Annotated in this window: 13 protein-coding genes and 6 pseudogenes; 4 read left to right on the forward strand and 15 right to left on the reverse strand. The window is 44.0% G+C overall.

Annotated elements, in window-relative coordinates; all coding sequences use genetic code 11:
• Positions 1-65 precede the first annotated feature (65 nt).
• Positions 66-225: pseudogene (locus ACVA54_RS16875) on the reverse strand (metal-dependent hydrolase family protein); the annotation flags it as partial.
• A 229-nt stretch (positions 226-454) separates the two neighbouring features.
• Between ACVA54_RS16875 and katG the strand changes: the two are divergent.
• Entirely contained in the window at positions 455-2635 is a 2181-nt protein-coding gene (gene katG, locus ACVA54_RS16880; RefSeq protein ID WP_446649771.1) for a catalase/peroxidase HPI, read from the forward strand.
• 133 nt (positions 2636-2768) lie between these two features.
• Here the strand turns inward: katG and ACVA54_RS16885 are convergent, their stop codons facing one another.
• From ACVA54_RS16885 to ACVA54_RS16920, 8 genes and pseudogenes are all read right to left on the reverse strand, one after another.
• The gene (locus tag ACVA54_RS16885; RefSeq protein ID WP_446579421.1) at positions 2769-3311 is read right to left on the reverse strand and encodes a flavodoxin family protein; all 543 of its coding nucleotides are present in this window, start codon (positions 3309-3311) and stop codon (positions 2769-2771) included.
• 125 nt (positions 3312-3436) lie between these two features.
• Positions 3437-3652 (reverse strand): annotated as a pseudogene (locus ACVA54_RS16890) (GNAT family N-acetyltransferase); the annotation flags it as partial.
• Between the two features lie 21 nt (positions 3653-3673).
• Positions 3674-4681: a substrate-binding domain-containing protein gene (locus ACVA54_RS16895; RefSeq protein ID WP_099079003.1), complete on the reverse strand. Its 1008-nt coding sequence runs from the start codon at positions 4679-4681 to the stop codon at positions 3674-3676.
• Positions 4682-4911: 230 nt separating this feature from the next.
• Positions 4912-5175, reverse strand: coding sequence for a hypothetical protein (locus ACVA54_RS16900; RefSeq protein ID WP_446644217.1), 264 nt, complete (start codon positions 5173-5175; stop codon positions 4912-4914).
• A 40-nt stretch (positions 5176-5215) separates the two neighbouring features.
• Positions 5216-5698 carry a gluconokinase gene (locus ACVA54_RS16905; RefSeq protein ID WP_099079005.1) on the reverse strand — a complete coding sequence of 161 codons (483 nt, stop codon included), beginning with the start codon at positions 5696-5698 and terminating at the stop codon, positions 5216-5218.
• A 33-nt stretch (positions 5699-5731) separates the two neighbouring features.
• Complete coding sequence (locus ACVA54_RS16910; RefSeq protein ID WP_099079096.1) at positions 5732-7009, reverse strand: TRAP transporter large permease; 1278 nt, start codon at positions 7007-7009, stop codon at positions 5732-5734.
• 151 nt (positions 7010-7160) lie between these two features.
• On the reverse strand, positions 7161-7706 hold the full coding sequence (locus ACVA54_RS16915) for a TRAP transporter small permease subunit (protein WP_099079006.1): 546 nt from the start codon (positions 7704-7706) through the stop codon (positions 7161-7163).
• A gap of 53 nt (positions 7707-7759) precedes the next feature.
• Positions 7760-8776 (reverse strand): TRAP transporter substrate-binding protein, encoded by a 1017-nt coding sequence (locus ACVA54_RS16920; protein ID WP_446642068.1) that lies wholly within the window; start codon positions 8774-8776, stop codon positions 7760-7762.
• 282 nt (positions 8777-9058) lie between these two features.
• Between ACVA54_RS16920 and ACVA54_RS16925 the strand changes: the two are divergent.
• Positions 9059-9372: pseudogene (locus ACVA54_RS16925) on the forward strand (HipA domain-containing protein); the annotation flags it as partial.
• A 288-nt stretch (positions 9373-9660) separates the two neighbouring features.
• Here ACVA54_RS16925 and ACVA54_RS16930 read toward each other — a convergent pair.
• From ACVA54_RS16930 to ACVA54_RS16940, 3 genes and pseudogenes are all read right to left on the reverse strand, one after another.
• Entirely contained in the window at positions 9661-9861 is a 201-nt protein-coding gene (locus ACVA54_RS16930) for a hypothetical protein (protein ID WP_099079007.1), read from the reverse strand.
• Positions 9862-10378: 517 nt separating this feature from the next.
• Positions 10379-10591, reverse strand: a complete 213-nt coding sequence (gene cspE, locus ACVA54_RS16935) for a transcription antiterminator/RNA stability regulator CspE (protein ID WP_099079008.1) — start codon at positions 10589-10591, stop codon at positions 10379-10381.
• A gap of 990 nt (positions 10592-11581) precedes the next feature.
• Positions 11582-11692, reverse strand: a pseudogene (locus ACVA54_RS16940) (putative quorum-sensing-regulated virulence factor); the annotation flags it as partial.
• Between the two features lie 290 nt (positions 11693-11982).
• Between ACVA54_RS16940 and ACVA54_RS16945 the strand changes: the two are divergent.
• Positions 11983-12882 (forward strand): alpha/beta fold hydrolase, encoded by a 900-nt coding sequence (locus ACVA54_RS16945; protein ID WP_446596445.1) that lies wholly within the window; start codon positions 11983-11985, stop codon positions 12880-12882.
• A 268-nt stretch (positions 12883-13150) separates the two neighbouring features.
• Here the strand turns inward: ACVA54_RS16945 and ACVA54_RS16950 are convergent.
• A pseudogene (locus ACVA54_RS16950) lies at positions 13151-13258 on the reverse strand (putative quorum-sensing-regulated virulence factor); the annotation flags it as partial.
• Between the two features lie 49 nt (positions 13259-13307).
• Between ACVA54_RS16950 and ACVA54_RS16955 the strand changes: the two are divergent.
• A pseudogene (locus tag ACVA54_RS16955) lies at positions 13308-13478 on the forward strand (IS91 family transposase); the annotation flags it as partial.
• A gap of 245 nt (positions 13479-13723) precedes the next feature.
• Here the strand turns inward: ACVA54_RS16955 and ACVA54_RS16960 are convergent.
• Positions 13724-15007 carry an O-antigen ligase family protein gene (locus ACVA54_RS16960; protein WP_446649772.1) on the reverse strand — a complete coding sequence of 428 codons (1284 nt, stop codon included), beginning with the start codon at positions 15005-15007 and terminating at the stop codon, positions 13724-13726.
• Positions 15004-16149 carry a glycosyltransferase gene (locus ACVA54_RS16965; protein ID WP_446649773.1) on the reverse strand — a complete coding sequence of 382 codons (1146 nt, stop codon included), beginning with the start codon at positions 16147-16149 and terminating at the stop codon, positions 15004-15006. Before ACVA54_RS16965 ends, ACVA54_RS16960 begins: the two co-directional genes overlap by 4 nt.
• Between the last annotated feature and the right edge of the window lie 750 nt (positions 16150-16899).

Below are 16899 nucleotides of genomic sequence, written 5' to 3' on the forward strand. Positions count from 1 at the left end.
CAATGCATTGTAATCTGTCTATAAGTATCGTTACCAATAAAAAACCGCGCTATCAAAAGCGCGGTTTACCGTGTGTTTTTATATACCACACCATCTTTCATGATGAGTTTCCGTGTTTGCGACATACTCAACGCCAGCAAGTGGGTTACCGTCGATGATCAACAGATCAGCATAAGCCCCCTCAACGATTTGTTCCAATTGACCGTTTTGGTAAGGGTGCTGATACGCTCTCTAATCAATTTGTTGTCAGTGCCATTAAAAACATTTGCGTTGATGATGAATTTTTTCATTTCGCTTTCCTCAGTAAGGTTGTTTTACTTAACTAATGGCGCCAGTTTAGCGAGAGCTTCGATTAATTAATTGCTATTACGCGACAGTCAAAAGCAAGCTCGAGAGAAAAACTTGCCATCCGTTACTACACTTTGAGAACACTCACTCAGTTAGGAAGCAAAACATGAGCGATAAGAGCACACATTCCAAATGTCCGGTTATGCATGGTGCGAATACCAATCAACAATCTGCAGAGTTCAATTGGTGGCCTAAAACTCTCAACCTTGACATTCTTCATCAGCATGATCAAAAGACCGATCCAATGGATTCTGGCTTCAATTATGCTGAAGCTTTTGACTCTCTCGACCTCAACGAGGTAAAAAAAAATCTGATCGATCTCATGACCGACAGCCAAGATTGGTGGCCAGCAGATTGGGGCCATTATGGGGGGTTAATGATCCGTATGGCGTGGCATTCCGCAGGGACCTATCGTATTGCCGATGGCCGAGGTGGGGCCAGTCGCGCGAATCAACGCTTTGCGCCAATCAATAGTTGGCCCGACAACGGCAACCTTGATAAAGCACGTCGCCTACTTTGGCCAATCAAAAAGAAATACGGTAACAAAATCTCATGGGCAGATTTGATCATCCTAGCTGGTAATATGGCCTATGAATCGATGGGCTTTAAAACCTTTGGCTTCGCAGGCGGACGAGAAGACATTTGGCATCCAGAAAAAGACATTTATTGGGGAGCAGAAAAAGAGTGGCTTCAGCCAACTGGTGGGGAAAACAATCGTTACTCTGGCGAGCGCGACTTAGAGAACCCGCTTGCAGCCGTAATGATGGGCTTAATTTACGTGAACCCTGAAGGGGTAGACGGTAAACCAGACCCCATTAAAACGGCACACGATATGCGAATCACATTTGCTCGTATGGCAATGAATGACGAAGAGACCGTTGCCTTAACCGCCGGCGGTCACACTGTCGGTAAAGCACATGGTAACGGGGATGCATCTGTACTCGGCCCAGAGCCTGAAGGGGCAGAGATCGAAGATCAAGGCTTCGGCTGGCTAAACAAAACGTCACGTGGTATTGGCCGCGATACTGTTACGAGTGGCGTTGAAGGAGCATGGACAAGCAACCCAACCAAATGGGACAACGGTTACTTCCATTTGCTCTTTACTTACGACTGGTGGGTGACAAAAAGCCCCGCGGGCGCTTCACAATGGGAGCCTGTAAACATCAAAGAGGAAGACATGCCAGTTGATGTCGAAGACCCAACCATTCGCCGCAATCCGATAATGACCGATGCGGATATGGCCCTTAAGTTTGACCCAGAGTATCGTAAAATTGCAGAACGCTTCCGTGATGATCCTAAGTACTTCGAAGAAACGTTCGCACGCGCATGGTTTAAGCTGACCCACCGCGATTTAGGCCCGAAATCACGTTACCTTGGTCCAGATGTGCCAGCGGAAGATTTAATTTGGCAAGATCCCGTCCCGCCAGTCTCTTACCTACTAGCAGATGATCACATCGATTCACTTAAGAAAGCGATCCTCAATAGCGAACTGTCGATTGCTGAATTAGTGTCTACTGCTTGGGATAGCGCGCGCACTTACCGTGGTTCTGATCGCCGAGGAGGGGCAAATGGTGCACGTATTCGCTTCGCGCCGCAAAAAGACTGGATCGGTAATGAACCCGAAAGATTGTACAAGGTGCTTAGCGTACTCGATTCTATCCGCTTGACGCACAACTCCCCGATTAGCATGGCCGATTTGATCGTGCTTGCCGGTGGTGTTGGCATCGAAAAAGCAGCATCTAACGCAGGGTTAAACATTACCGTACCATTTAACCAAGGACGCGGTGACGCCACTGAGGATATGACCGATGCGGAATCATTTGATGTACTCGAACCGATTCATGATGGTTTCCGTAATTGGCTAAAATCGGATTATGTCGTCAGTGCAGAGGAGCTCTTACTAGAGCGAAGCCAATTAATGCAACTGACCGCCGTTGAAATGACGGTACTGGTTGGTGGTATGCGCGTGTTGGGGGCGAACTATGACGGTACTGCACACGGTGTGTTTACTGACAATGTTGGTGCATTAAGCAATGATTTCTTCGTTAATCTGACAGACATGAATTACTCATGGCATCCAACGGGTGACAATCAATACGAAGTTCGTGACCGACAATCTGGGCAAACTAAATGGACCGCTACACGGGTAGATTTGGTGTTTGGTTCCAATTCCATACTGCGCTCTTACGCTGAGGTTTACGCGCAAGATGACAACAAAGAGAAGTTCGTGAAAGACTTTGTGGCCGCATGGGTGAAAGTGATGAATGCGGATCGCTTTGATTTATAATTCATATGGTGAATAAATAACACCCATGACAAAGCAGTGCTACATATTGCACTGCTTTCCTCATTTTACACTCTGGTGCTATATACCACTACTGAACAATAACGCTTCACGCAACGTTATTTCACTCTCGATGTTATTTCACAAAGGACGCCACACGTTGACCAAATTGTTTTGCGGTTTCCAAATCCCCAGCACAGGGAGCTTCTTCTGGTAAAGCATCCGCAGGGCTCTGCGCCAGTAACCCGGCGGACCCACCAAGATAGTTAATATCGTTACGCTGCGCGTCTTTCGTATTAGCAGGCAATGCACCTATGCCTATCCAAACCATGCCATGTTGCATCGCCAATGTGATTAGGTATGAGATTGTCACGCCTTTATCGCCATTCATTGATGCTGAGTTAGTAAAACCTGCGGCGAACTTATCTTTCCAATCCATATTGAACCAACGCTTACTTGACGCATCGGCAAATTTTTTAAATTGCCATGAAACCATGCCCATGTACGTTGGTGAGCCAAATACAATGGCGTTCGCCTCATCTAACTGCTTCCATTGTTCTTCTGTAAGTTCACCATTTTCATCGATCTTAACCAAAACGGCATTCGCGCCCTCAGCGACTGCGTGAGCTTGCTTCTCTGTATGTCCATAACCACTATGATAAACGACTGCAGCTGACATGCTTATTCCCTCAATGTGAATGATTCAAACTACATTGTAGAATCGTTTATGTGCCTCACAAGGCATCTTAGTTGTAATCTGCGAAAGTAAGCAATATCGACGAGATATTATGTCGTTGTTTTTTCTCAACCAACGTTGCGTGCCACCATAAACACCTCATCTGCTGAATACAGGTTAGAGATGGTCGCTTCAATCTCTGCACCTAAGGTGTCTTTATCCAGATTCTTGACAAAGTTATCCGCTCCCGTTGTGACAACGACATGCTTTAACACTGCGTTTTTCTTGGCAAGTTTACCTTTCACTAAAGGCAATGTTTCAGTAATCAATTTACGTGCAATACCTTATCGAGACAAGGTGTCGAGCTACAAGGTTTCGCCAAAGTAAAACTGAGTTTCTAGATCAATACACCTTTGCTCGATTTTTGCCAAAGGATCGGTGATACGCTGCATAAGATGTTCAGCGGCGATCTTACCAATTTCTTCTCTGGGGGTTATCACGGTGGCAAGTGTTGGTTTGATCACCGATGAGATATTGTGACCATGAAAACCCACGATGGATACATCTTTTGGCACGCCCACATTCTGCCGTTGACACTCATAGAGCGCACCAATCGCGATGTCATCATTGGTACAAATGATGCCGTCCACCTCTGGGTGCTCTGCCAACATGTTTTTCATCAGCGTTGCGCCAAGCGTATATGACGACGATTCCATGGTGGTTATCACCAGAGGCTTTAAGTCTTGAGCCACCATAACCTGTTCGTAACCTTTAATTTTTTGCTTGGTACGCTCATCCATCCGCGCCGCGAGATAGGCAATGCGTTTTCGGCCTCTGTTGATTAGCTCTTTGGTGGCGTTCTGACTGGCTTTGATATTGTCAAAGCCAACCGCTTGCTGAAGCGGCTGCGAAATGGAGTCCATGATCTCAACAATCGGAATACCAGACGCGTTAAGAATCTTTTTCGAGCGCTCAGTGTGATAGCTTTCCGAAAGAATGATGCCATCAACATTGTAACCGAGTAGCGTTTCAATGCGTTTTTCTTCAACATGTTTCCCGTAACCATAGTGAGCAATCATGGCCTGATAACCATTGGGCTCAATCACTCCCTCAATGCCGCGCAGAACTTCATCAAATACTTGGTTAGTCAAGGAAGGAAGAAGCACACCAATCGAATAGCTTTTCGCTTTGGAGAGTATGTCGGGAGCGCGATTCGGTACGTAGCCTAGCTCTTTGACTACCTCGTCAATTTGTACTCCTACTGCTTCAGAGACCTTGCTTGGGTCTCTAAGAAAGCGGCTGACCGTCATTTTGGTGACCCCAACACGATCAGCAATATCTTGTAGGGTCGGTCTCTGTTTTTTCTGCATCATAGGACTTCAAAATAGAATTAGGACTAGACTACTATCATTTGTTGCAGCCATCATAACCTAAGTCCATCGCTTCCATCATCTCTGTTGGCATTGATACACCTGGAATCAAGGCGATAGGCTGACTAGCGGCATGCTTGAGTAAGCGGCATGCTTGAGTAAGCGCGCAGGCGCTCTCGGAGAGATGACAAACTTAGTGCCCGCTTTATCCGCTCTGGATAGTCGTGGTAAGCTCAATGCGCACTCACCATATCGTTGTATGAGGTCACGATAGCGAGATTGCTTTTGGTAAAATCGAGAATGGACCGTTTTTCTCGCTCTGTGGCGGCCGCAACCGTGTGAGCAAGGTCCCCACACGCAAGCGTAGCGCGCATTTTTCCTTTGCTGGCTGAACGCTCTATATTGTACAAGCAATTGTACAAGTACGTTTTGCGACAGGTTTTACTTCGCGGAACAATATTGTGTGCCACTTCGGCAATTACAGTGTTAATCGTCATGATAGTTTACCGATGGGCTGCTCGCGCTGCCCATTTTCTGTCAAATCCTAGACAGGATGTCTTGAGTAATTTCTGCTGGAGTCTGTCTAATATCAATATGTAACGCTTCGCTTTCTGAAGGTTCGACTAAGGTTTCAAATTGGCTCTCTAACATAGCAACACCTTTGAAATAGTGTCCTTGCCGTGCTTTATGCCTTGACCAAATAGTCTCAAAATCCCCTTTCAGATAGAAAAAGCGCAGCTCTTCACACTCATCTCGCAAAATATCTCGATATTCGGGTTTAAGCGCTGAACATGCCACAACCAGCTCGTCCTCTGTCTTTAGCAGCCTGTTAAGCCTCAGCAACCAAGACTCTCGATCCTCATCCGTTAATGGGATGCCACTTTGCATTTTCTGGACACTGCCTGGTGAGTGATAATCATCGCCATCAAAAAACGGAATGTTTAGCGCTTTAGCAAGTGACTCGCCGATTGATGACTTCCCACATCCGGAAACGCCCATAACGATGTACTTCTTTTTCATACTTATTATCTCTATCAACGCCGTCGGACAAGCTTATTTCCACCACAGAGCAAGCTCTGGGAAAATAATCACCAAGGCCAGAACCGAAATCTGTAAACCAATAAACGGAAGTAGCGAACTAAAGATCTCACCAAGGCTAATATCCTTTGGCGCAACCGACTTCAGATAGAAGGCAGCAGGGCCAAAAGGTGGTGATAGGAAAGCGACCTGCATGTTCAAGCAGAACACTACGCCGAACCAGATGGGGTCCATGCCTAGGCTAGTAATGATGGGGACGAAGATGGGCATAGTCAGTAGTGCGACACCGACCCAGTCAAGAAACATTCCTAACACAAATAGAATGACCATCATGATCAGTAGTGTTGTCATGGCATTGCCGCCACTGAGTGCCAGAATGATCTGCTCAACAAAGTTGATACCACCCATGAGATTGTAAACACCCACCAGCGCTGAAGCGCCGATACCAATCCACATGATCATGCCGCAAGTGCGCATGGTCGCGATGGCAGACTCTTTGACCATAGTCCAATTCAGTTCACCCCGAATAGCCGCACTTACTGCGATTCCCACAACGCCAAGTGCTGATGCTTCAGTCACCGAGGCCACCCCAGTATAAATACTACCGAGGACAGTAGCGACCGATAGCAGAGGAAAGAACAGAGCTTTGAAATAACTTGGGTGCTCTTTGACATCTTCTTCTAACTCTTGGGCGGACGGCAACGGCGCTAAACTCGGATTTAACTTACAACGAATCAGTACATAAGCGATGTAAAACAGAGCAAGGATGAACGCGGGCAAAAACGAAGCTTTGAATAGGTCACCAATTGAAACCGATGCGGAAAGGCCATAAATGATGAGCACAATGCTCGGCGGTAACATAGTCCCAAGCGCGCCCCCCGCACAAGTGGTACCAATCGCCAATTTGCGGTCATAACCCAGACGGAGCATTTGCGGTAGCGCTAGAATACCCAGTAGTACCGTTTCTCCACCAATCACTCCCGACATCGAAGCAAGGATGACCGCGACAATCAGAGTTTGAACCGCAACACCACCACGGACTTTACGACCAACGCTTTTCATCGCGTCAAACAGATCTCTTGCAATACCCGAACGGTCAAGCAATGCCGCCATCAAAACAAACATGGGGACGGCGAGAAATACATAGCCATTCACAAAACTATAGATTCGACTAGTGACCAATGGCAGTGCATCAACACCGAACCAGCCAAGGGTGAAAACAAGGGCTACCAAACCTGTCACAAAAGCGAGTTGCATACCCGTTAGCAGCAGGCCAATCATCAAAGCGAGCATTAATAAGCTTCCGGAAGCGATACCAATAGACGAAAGCTCACCAAAGATCACGTATGAGGCCAACCAGATCAACGCAGCAAAAACAACGGCACCACCAGAGAAAAATGCCAAACGTAGACGATTATCTGATTCGGCTTTGGCAGGAGATAAATTAAGCATTGATCTCTTCCTTTAGTTCTTTTATTTCATTAATCAGATGTAGTAAAAACTGAATGAACATTACACAAACTGTCAACAGAATCAGTCCCTTAAGAAGTGCCGGGAATGCAGGATTCCAGGCAGTTCCTGAAGTCTCTAACCTCAGCTCGCCCCAAGGCGCGAACCATGAGCTGTTGACCATTTGCCAAGCCGCATAAACAAGTAAGCCGCTAAACAGCAAACCTGCTAAGTGGTGAAAAATATTGAGGTAATGCTTTGTTCTCTGTGAAACCGAATCATAAATAAGTGCGACTCGTACATGCTTATCGGTCGCTAGTGCGTATGCGCCGCCAATCACAAATAGCGAACCACCGATAAACGAAGCCGTTTCGTGAACCCAAATGGTTGGTGCATCAAAAACGTAACGGCTCACGACTTCATAAAATGAGATGATGACGGTGAAGGCAAACAGTAAACTGAGTATTTCGCTCACCTTAGCAATGGCTTTGTCTAGGATGTTTATGGGCATTTCAGCCACTTTTGTGTCTGAGTTTTTCATCGTGCTGTATCCAGAATAAAGGGAGATGAAACCACCTCCCTATGTGTTGTGGCTTATAGAAGACCCGCACCTTTTAGGTATGTGGTAATTGAGTCATAGACTTTTTGAGCGTTTGGCGAACGCTGAGCATATTTTTCCCATTCCCCCATCGCGATTTGACGGAACTTCTTACGCTCTTCCTGAGACCAGTCATGAATCGTAATACTTGGATTGGCTTGCGCCTCTTTAACTGCCGCTTGGTCAGCAATGCGCAGCTGTGTGGTGATGTCTTGAGCGAAATCACGTACCGAGACCGTCATAATCTCTTGCAAATCGGCTGGCAGTTTGTCCCATTTCTTCTGGCTCATTGAGATATCAATGGTAGGTAAAGAGTGGAAACCTGGCTGAACTGGGTGTAGCGCAATATCATTCATCCCAGCACTGTGGTTAGTCGAGAAAACGGTATAGTCAGCAGCATCGATCACGCCCTTGCTCAAACCGGTAAAGACTTCAGAACCCGGTAAGTTAACCGGTGTTGCGCCTGCGGCAGCAAAAACTTGCTGAACCAGACCTTCCGGTGCACGAAGTTTTAACCCTTTGAGGTCATCAACACCATTAATTGGCACTTTGGAAACGAACGATTCAACACCTGTTGTTGAGCCGCCGATATATTTCACACCGTAAGGCGCATAAAGCTCAGTCATCATTTCATAGCCGCCGCCGTAGTTGATGTACTCAAGTAGTTGGCGAGTATCTGACCAAGCACCTACCATGTTACCGATAAGACCAAACGCAGGATCTTTACCTGAGAAATAGCCCGTAGCGGTAATGTGGCCGTCGAGAACGCCCATTTTGATAGAGTCTAGCGTTTCGGTGTGTTTTACCACTGCACCTACCGGGAGTAGGTCGATTTCAATTCGACCCGCAGACATTTTTTCTACAGTCTCTGCCCACTCTTTTTGTACTTGGAAGTTCTTATCTCCAGATGGGTCACTCGACTGAAACTTGAAGTTGAAATCAGCAGCAAGTACAGAAGTGGAAAGTAGAGTGGTAGCGACAGCGAGAGATAGGGTTTTGAGGGTAATGTTCATGAGTAGATCCTTTTCTCTCTTTTATTTTAGTAATATGTTACCGGGAACCATAATAATGTTATCGGTAACATTGGGTAACATCTAAGAGACTGATCACAATTGATTGAATAGTGCTGAAGCTAAACAGCACACTATCAAGTTTAAGGAAGGCTGGGGTCGTGCTGATCATGTTCGGAGGTTTAACAACTCACTCAAACGGTTGCTGTCGATAGAGAGATGTGTCTAGAAGGTTCTGTCGTAATGTCGATTGTCGATTGTCGATTGTCGATTGTCGATTGGAGATTGGAGATTGGGGATTGGGAAAGCGAAGATTTTAAAACCCGCCGAAAGTTCACTTCCAACGCCCTATCACCAGCTATGAATTAGCTGAATTCTGCGCTCTGCTCGGCTATTCAGGCACAAAAATGGCTTCAATAATGCTAAAAACCGATGGTGCTATAAAGAGCGTCCTAAAGGAAACGATTGGGTTTACCCAAGCTCAAGGGATAGATGATGGAGAACGTGAACACATAGAACGATGTGCATCACTCATCCAAACAGAGTGTGAATACTTGCTAGCGCAAGCCGACAATGTGCCAATGACTTTGCTAAATTAGATAAACACGGATTAAGCCAGCTATTGCGAATTGCTGAGACACAAGCTTGTCAGAATAAAGAAGAGCCTGCTTCATACTTAGAAACTGTTTATTCTGATAGCTTGAGAGCGTCTTTTAATTTCGCAACTTCTGATTATGGAGAGTATGGTTTGCCCTCTTGCATAGCTGTATGTTCAACACCAGTGTAACACTTAAAAATTTAATACTAAGTGGGTAAGAGAGATAGCAATGGTTAGTAGAAAAACTTGGATGCATTGTGTATATAATAGAAGAAACTATTTCAACTTATTAATTGTTATTAATATATCGTTCAGCATTTGCAAATAACTTATCGCACAATTTTTTCTGTGCCATATACTCTGATGAACCTTCGTTCATACATTCAAGAATTTCTTTAGCTTCTTGATATTCTTTTACCATAACAGCAAATCGTTCTTCGAAGTTATTTTTCTTCGTTTTCTTGCTTGATTTTCTTACTGGTTTTCTCATATCACTTCTTACCTTATAGATCCCAATTTTTTCTTATCGTTCTAACAAAATATTTTAAATTTTATGAATACTATTAGAACAGTCATCTGTACTAGATATCTTACTTTTGTCCGTATTGAATTTATACTTCGTTGATGGTTTTTTCAAAACTCAGTCTCCTTCTCTAACCTGGATATAAAAAAATAAACTCTTCCCGCATGAATCTTTAATTTGGCCAGGATTTTCAAATTCAAAATAATGAAAAATTGAGTTCAAAGAGTCTGGTATTTAATCTAGGAAGAATATGACGCTTTAGTACATCACTATTTAACTTATGTATGGTAGCAGACCAAAAACCATCACCATCATGAAAACAACATCTTATAACGAACAAATAATTTTTTGTCCTTTGGTTATTCCCTGTTCACACAGAAAACAATACCAAATATGTCTTTCGATTAGTTTTTCGAATCATCGGACTCATTATTAAATATAAAGAAAAAAGATCTCTCCTATCGAAGAGATCTTTTTATAATCTTTATACTAAAGTAACGTTGCCAGCTTGTGGTCCTTTGTTACCTTGTTCAACATTAAAAGAAACCTTTTGGCCTTCCGCTAATGTTTTGAAACCTTCGCTAGCAATTGATCTGAAATGAACGAATAGGTCAGCGCCACCGTTGTCAGGTGTGATGAATCCAAAGCCTTTAGTTTCGTTAAACCATTTTACTGAGCCAGTTGTTTTATTTGACATAATATATCTCGATACATTGAATGAATTAAAAAGAAAGCTACTAAATAAGGAATGAAGAAAAAGGTATCGCAGGATAGATATGACGAACTTAATCGAATAAAAACTGAGAAGATCTTGAACTAAATATATTACCAATAGCTCACCGTTTGAGCTGACGACACTATACACTATGTACACATAATAGATATGTATTTCTTCATTTAATTTTATTGTCTATTAAATCAATTACTTAAACACCAACACCTGGTAAATGTATGGTTACGTAAATTGAAAATCAACAGTATTATTAGAATAATTATTGTAAAACCGATATTCGATACAAGGATGATGCCTGTTTCTAACGTCAAATGGGCCAGTTCTGCATTACGACGATACCATCATATTATGATGACTCTCTCAATCCAAAAACGTTCCATTGCCTCAAAAACATCTGCGTTATGTAGATCCGACATATAGCTATGATTAATAACATAAATTTTTTCTGCTTGCTCTTGAGCTTGAAGTCTTAATTGACTACTCAAGAGAATCGTTCCGTCACTACTTTCACCGAGACTCGAATTCCCTTTTTTATAAGCAAAAATCAATAATTGTGGCGGATATTGATTTTGAAAGGACTGACACCATCACTTAGTTTGTTAAATCTCGTCATTCTGAACCGCGAGGTACGAGCATGATTCAGAATCTACTAAACAATTTCCGTGTTGTTCAGGTCAGTCATTAGTTTAGAAGCGTACTTTCTGAGATTCCTAGTCTCGTGTGGACTCGCTGGAATGACAGCTTTCACTTGCACCGAGAGTAATACCCCTACTCTATCACTGAAAATAGAACAAAACATAAACACCAAGTTCAAAAAAGACGAGCTAATTGGTTCGCCTTGTATGATCAGGACTTGATGACTCGCTTTTGTGCAAAAAAGAGTCAGCCTAACGGTCTGACTCTTTTGAATGAGAACACACGGTATCGTGGAAGAACTTATAGGGCGGTGGCAGGTTACATTCGCTTTAAAGGTTTAACCACACTGTCTAAACCTTCAATTTTCAGTGCAAGGCAAAGCTTCAACAAATCACCTAGCTCCCCTTCTGGGAAATCCTTCTTATCAAACTAAAAGAAAACAACTTTCTTTGGGAATATCCTTCATTCTATTGCTTTAGCTCACCTATTGCCCTTGGCGGCGTTACTAACCCCATTATTTTAATTACAACAGCAAAGCAACCGTTGACTTGTCTATAGGTTCATAGTTTAAAGTCCACATCTAAATGATGAGTCCGCCCTTGTCCACACACCTCCAATGGCAGAAACCACGAGCGAGTGATACTTAAAACGATTCAATCTCAGCAATACTTAGGGTGATTCGGATAACCCGTGAACACTTCCAAGCAAAAGGTCAATCTATGAACGTCAAGCATGAAAGAAACTTCCTAAAGTTATTTTTTCTTTCCACCCTACTGCTAGTACTGTCAGCATTCAGTGGTTTCAGCACAGCGGAACCGCTTGCTAGCTCCCGATACGGCGTTGCGAATACAGACGATGGGGAAATAATTGCCTATAGCGTAACTGGGAGTGGCGATACCGCCATGATCTTTGTTCACGGTTGGAGTCTGGATAGCCGCTTATGGCAAAACCAAATTGATTTCTTTTCGCCCCAATACAAGGTAATCACGCTGGATTTGGCTGGACACGGCAATTCATCGTTCAATCGAAAAGAGTACACCATGCCTGCTTTTGCCAGTGACATTAAAGCGGTAATGAAGAAAGAAGACATCGACAACGCAATTTTGATTGGTCACTCTATGGGCGGCGGCGTGATAGCAGAGGCAGCGAAGCTAATGCCGAAAGAGGTCATTGGCATTATCGGTGTCGATACCTCGCAAAATGTGGCCGCGCCTTTATCGCAGGCCGATCTCAACATGATGACCAAACCATTTGAAGAAGACTTTCACGCTGGTATGACAGAGTTCGTAAAGAATGCGTTCCCAGCAGACGTTGATCCTGATGTGCTGGAATGGGCAACGCAAGATATGGCCTCTGCGCCCAAAGATATCGCACTTAATCAGTTCCGCCATTACTTGGGGCAGTACATCACAGGGGAGTCATATCGCGTATTTGAAAGTATCAATGTGCCTGTGGTGTTAGTAAATGCACGCTTATGGCCGACCGATTCTGAAACCAACAAAAAACACATCAAAAACTACAACGTCTATTTCATTGAGGATTCAGGACACTTCCCAATGCTAGAACAGCCAGAGAAGTTTAATCAGCTTCTCTTAAAAGCAGCGCAATCTATTCAATGATTTACAATATCAAGGCTCTTTTTGTATTAACAAAGAGAGCGTAAACCTTGCGCTTTTTAGATCGCTCGTTAGCTACTCAATTGGAATTTTTTCCAAATGTTGTAATCGTTAACGAGCGGTTTCGGATAATTTTGTAATGACGAGGTTGGAGCAACATGGCGGTCGATTCTGAATAATAACGGCGTTGATACTAGCCAGAACACTGCGCTCTGGCTTCCTTGGTTAAAAGATCACCCTGTCGATTCAGGGCTTACCGTTGCTTCGATGGTTACACCCGCTTTAACGGCCGATTCACCGATTCCAGCCCTTCTATTTTGAATTCTAGCGCCATCAACATTCCCAGCTCCCCCTCTGGAAAGTCTTGCTTTTGGAACCAATAAAAAACAAATTCCTACGGGAGTTTCATTTATTGCTGTCATTACTGAGGAAACATGACGGGAAACGCCCATCAACTCTGCCTACAAATCCAGTTACTGTTTTTATCTGCAAGCGAACTTTACTTCCCTGTAACCAGGACGCCACAGCAGAAAGTGGTACGTAGTTGCCCTTGTTGCCATCATGAAATGGCTTGTGTTGGAGTCAGCCGACCGAGTTAGCCGAAAGGCAGAAAGAATAAGGATAATGGAGACAGCTATGACAGATGGGGCGCCTATGACTAGAGCTTAACAGACTGCTCAGCTAAAGGTGTGAAGCTATCAGGCTGCACATCATACCACCGTTCGCTTCAAGAAAAGTCACATCTTATCAAGACGCTAAACTCACCAGACACAATTTACAAATAAAGAAGAGGCTCGGGCTTGTTCAACTCTGAATAAAGCTGTCGGCTGCGCGACAGCTATTCTTATTTGTTAGACGACATTTCTATGTTTGACTTCTTTCTTATACGAAGATCATTGTAATAACTCACTTTGGTGCACTCAGGTATTGCTAACTCATACAGAGAGAGCACAAACAGAAATACCAATAAAGTCTGAACGTGATCGAATGGAACATCAGTGAGCCCAGACACGGCGTACACGACTACTATCGACCCAATTGACAATTGAGATTCTGAAGACAACTCCCGCCATCTCATCAACGAACCGAATATGATCAATATCAGCAGACCAGCTCCGACCACGCCGCGACGAACCAGAGTGTCAATATATTGGTTGTGGTAGTGATCCCACCGTATAAAAGCAGGGGCGATAATCCCCTCATCCGCTAACTCCCTCCTGTGAGCCTCATGATGCTCACCCAAGCCAACTAAAGGTTTCTCCATCAATGAATGCACGCTAATCTGCCACAACCCCAAACGGATACCAATAGAGGTGTGTGTATCATTTGCCTGAATGGACTCAACCTCCCTTTGAGTCTCTTCGCTGCGCTCAATAATGGCGTTCATATTCAGAAACATAGATCCAGCCATAAGCACCAGCATCAAGCCCAAACGGCGCACTGTTCCCACTCGCTGAAACCAGCTAAACCAAAACACAACAATCAGTGCAACAAAGAACGCTAATATTGTTCCGCGACTCTGACCCATAATAAGGGAGTTAAAGCTTAAGGTTAACGCTGATACATTTACATATAGTTTGACAGGGTCGGGTTGCCACATACCACGAACAAACGCAAGCATCGCGACTGACGCAGAGATCGTTGTAAATGGGATTGCGTTAATCACCCACAAAGACCTAGGCACCATCCATACGTAATGATACAAAACAGCATTAACACACAAGACGATTGAAACAAGCAATAAGAACCACTCAAGATTCGATAATAGCCTAGAAGCCATATATTTAGGCAAAGCAAGAAAAAAAAGAAATGCAACCGCGTAGCCTCTCAACAGAGCATTTGAAACGCCACCATTATATTCTTTATACAAGACAGCCGTGACCACGAGCAAGCTTAGCACCTGTACCCAACGACTACTCTTATAACGATGCCACATGGCATGTAACCCGCAACGCCAGATTGATATCAGTACCGATAGCACCACAAGACCAACTAGAGCCTTATAGGCATCATGGGCTATCAACTGCCCCCCAAACACCCAAACCATAACTGGCAGGGCAAGGATGCAATCCCACAATATGCTAGGCGAGGTGTCGCACCTGTGCGCTTGATTTGAATAACTCATCATGACGCCTCACCTTTTTCACTAACCTCAGAAAAGTCATTAACCTTAGACTTAAGCGCCAACTGGTAGTATTCGTGACACATTGATTCAACTGTAAATTTCGACTGCTGAGGAGTAATGAAACGAGATGGGTCTCGGTCGAATTCACGAAGCTTCTCCGTTAAACTGGGTACACTCAGATCACTCAGGCAGTGCTGGTGGCTTTCGCCAACAATCTCACTAGGTCCACTTTCACAATTGGTTGAAATGATCGGCTTACCCAATAACTGTGCCTCGATCAAAACCATCCCCAATCCCTCGTAATCGGAGGAAAGTATTAAACCTTCTGACCTAGCAATCCAAGGATATGGATTACGAACAAAACCCAAAACATGGATACGTCCCGCTGCTTGAGGGTGAGCTTCCAGAATTTTCTCCACAAGCGGTGCCCACACCTTATCTTTCTGCCCAATCAACACCAGATCTCTGTCTTCGATTCCTGATGCGATGTACGCTAGAACAAGACGATCATGCCGTTTGGCTGAGCCAAAATTCCCCACATGTATTAGGTAAGGTCGGCTAAACTCAACCTTGGCTTGGGCTGCGCAACGGATATCCTCTACCGATAATCCATTGGGGATCACTCGCGTAGGTAGATCTCCCAAGCAGTTGTGCACACTTCTCTCAACACCTTCAGAGACACAAACCAACGACCCCCGACGATATATACTCTGAAATTTCTTCTTCCGTAGCCAAAGAGTCAGCCAATTACCGTTAGTGAATTTATTGCGACAAAGGTTTGTGTGAATCACATGATGGATATTGGCAAACTTGGTATGGCACATGATCTTTGACACCGCATCTTGGTGACACAAAATCAACTCTGGTTCATATGAGATATGCTGACCAATATACGCTTCTATCAGTCGAGCCTTGGCCTTATTACTGAGCCGGATATTCAGCGCAGTACGCAATTGGGTATTTACCTCATGGACATGAATACCACTAGGGACGGTCATTTTTCCCTGATAAGGTTTCGTAGTGAGAATGTGGACATCAGTGTCTGGGTATTGTCGAATTAATCCTTTACTGAGTTCAATTACTGACCTCTCCACTCCCCCCCCAGATAAATGTGGCACAATGGATAGAATGATTTTCTTATTCATATTTAACAACTTTTCTTGATATGATTCATTGAGCTGCGACATCCATAGACAATCTTTGCTCATGGTACTTGTATATGAGAAGTTCATGCCCACAAGTTTCATTTGAGACACTTTACATATCGACGCCCGATTGTACCTGATTCCGCTCACAGCGCATACAGAAACTAGCCGTCACTTACCCACCGAGCAACAGAATGGCTAAGCGAGCACTTACGGTACATAACGAAACAACGCTGGTCGAAAAAGTTGAAGTTTAGTTAATGAAAATACTGGATAAATTATGTTTTGTTGCACTTCCTTGTTATTTATGATTATTGGCATCGAAATGATGTCAATATAAGCTACAGATATACTATTTTTGCACCATCAACCTTAAGAGTTTTGGCTTATTTAGATCTTTAGGGATGCTTTCGATTTCAGGATCAGATATGCCGCCCTGAAACGGAAACATTGCTCGGATAAAATTCTTCATAGCTGTAACCTTTGATTGTCTACTTTTCAGAATTCGCTCTTGAATGGTTACAACGATATCAGTCTTTGATTACTTTTCCGATGGCTTAACTTGAGCCTTGGGCTTCTCTTTCTCCATTACTTGCACCGTTGTTTGGATTAAATGCTGAGCCAACTTCATTTTTACAGTTGGAACAGATTTTCACATGCAAATTTAACTACTTCTGTAACCCTCCCCGAAAAACTGGTCGCTCGCAATTAGAGGTTTTCCGTTTACACTGAAACAAACGGAGAACGCAT

The sequence above is a fragment of the Vibrio sp. PNB23_22_6 genome, assembly GCF_052877535.1.

Excerpts from the sequence above, each read along its gene's own strand:
- ACVA54_RS16965 (WP_446649773.1), bottom strand. The coding sequence starts at position 16,149 with ATGAATAAGAAAATCATTCTATCCATTGTGCCACATTTATCTGGGGGG.
- ACVA54_RS16905 (WP_099079005.1), bottom strand. The coding sequence starts at position 5,698 with ATGAAAAAGAAGTACATCGTTATGGGCGTTTCCGGATGTGGGAAGTCA.
- ACVA54_RS16895 (WP_099079003.1), bottom strand. The coding sequence starts at position 4,681 with ATGATGCAGAAAAAACAGAGACCGACCCTACAAGATATTGCTGATCGT.
- ACVA54_RS16910 (WP_099079096.1), bottom strand. The coding sequence starts at position 7,009 with ATGCTCGCTTTGATGATTGGCCTGCTGCTAACGGGTATGCAACTCGCT.
- cspE (WP_099079008.1), bottom strand. The coding sequence starts at position 10,591 with ATGTCAAATAAAACAACTGGCTCAGTAAAATGGTTTAACGAAACTAAA.
- ACVA54_RS16920 (WP_446642068.1), bottom strand. The coding sequence starts at position 8,776 with ATGAACATTACCCTCAAAACCCTATCTCTCGCTGTCGCTACCACTCTA.
- ACVA54_RS16915 (WP_099079006.1), bottom strand. The coding sequence starts at position 7,706 with ATGAAAAACTCAGACACAAAAGTGGCTGAAATGCCCATAAACATCCTA.
- ACVA54_RS16885 (WP_446579421.1), bottom strand. The coding sequence starts at position 3,311 with ATGTCAGCTGCAGTCGTTTATCATAGTGGTTATGGACATACAGAGAAG.
- ACVA54_RS16930 (WP_099079007.1), bottom strand. The coding sequence starts at position 9,861 with ATGAGAAAACCAGTAAGAAAATCAAGCAAGAAAACGAAGAAAAATAAC.
- ACVA54_RS16945 (WP_446596445.1), top strand. The coding sequence starts at position 11,983 with ATGAACGTCAAGCATGAAAGAAACTTCCTAAAGTTATTTTTTCTTTCC.
- katG (WP_446649771.1), top strand. The coding sequence starts at position 455 with ATGAGCGATAAGAGCACACATTCCAAATGTCCGGTTATGCATGGTGCG.
- ACVA54_RS16900 (WP_446644217.1), bottom strand. The coding sequence starts at position 5,175 with ATGACGATTAACACTGTAATTGCCGAAGTGGCACACAATATTGTTCCG.
- ACVA54_RS16960 (WP_446649772.1), bottom strand. The coding sequence starts at position 15,007 with ATGATGAGTTATTCAAATCAAGCGCACAGGTGCGACACCTCGCCTAGC.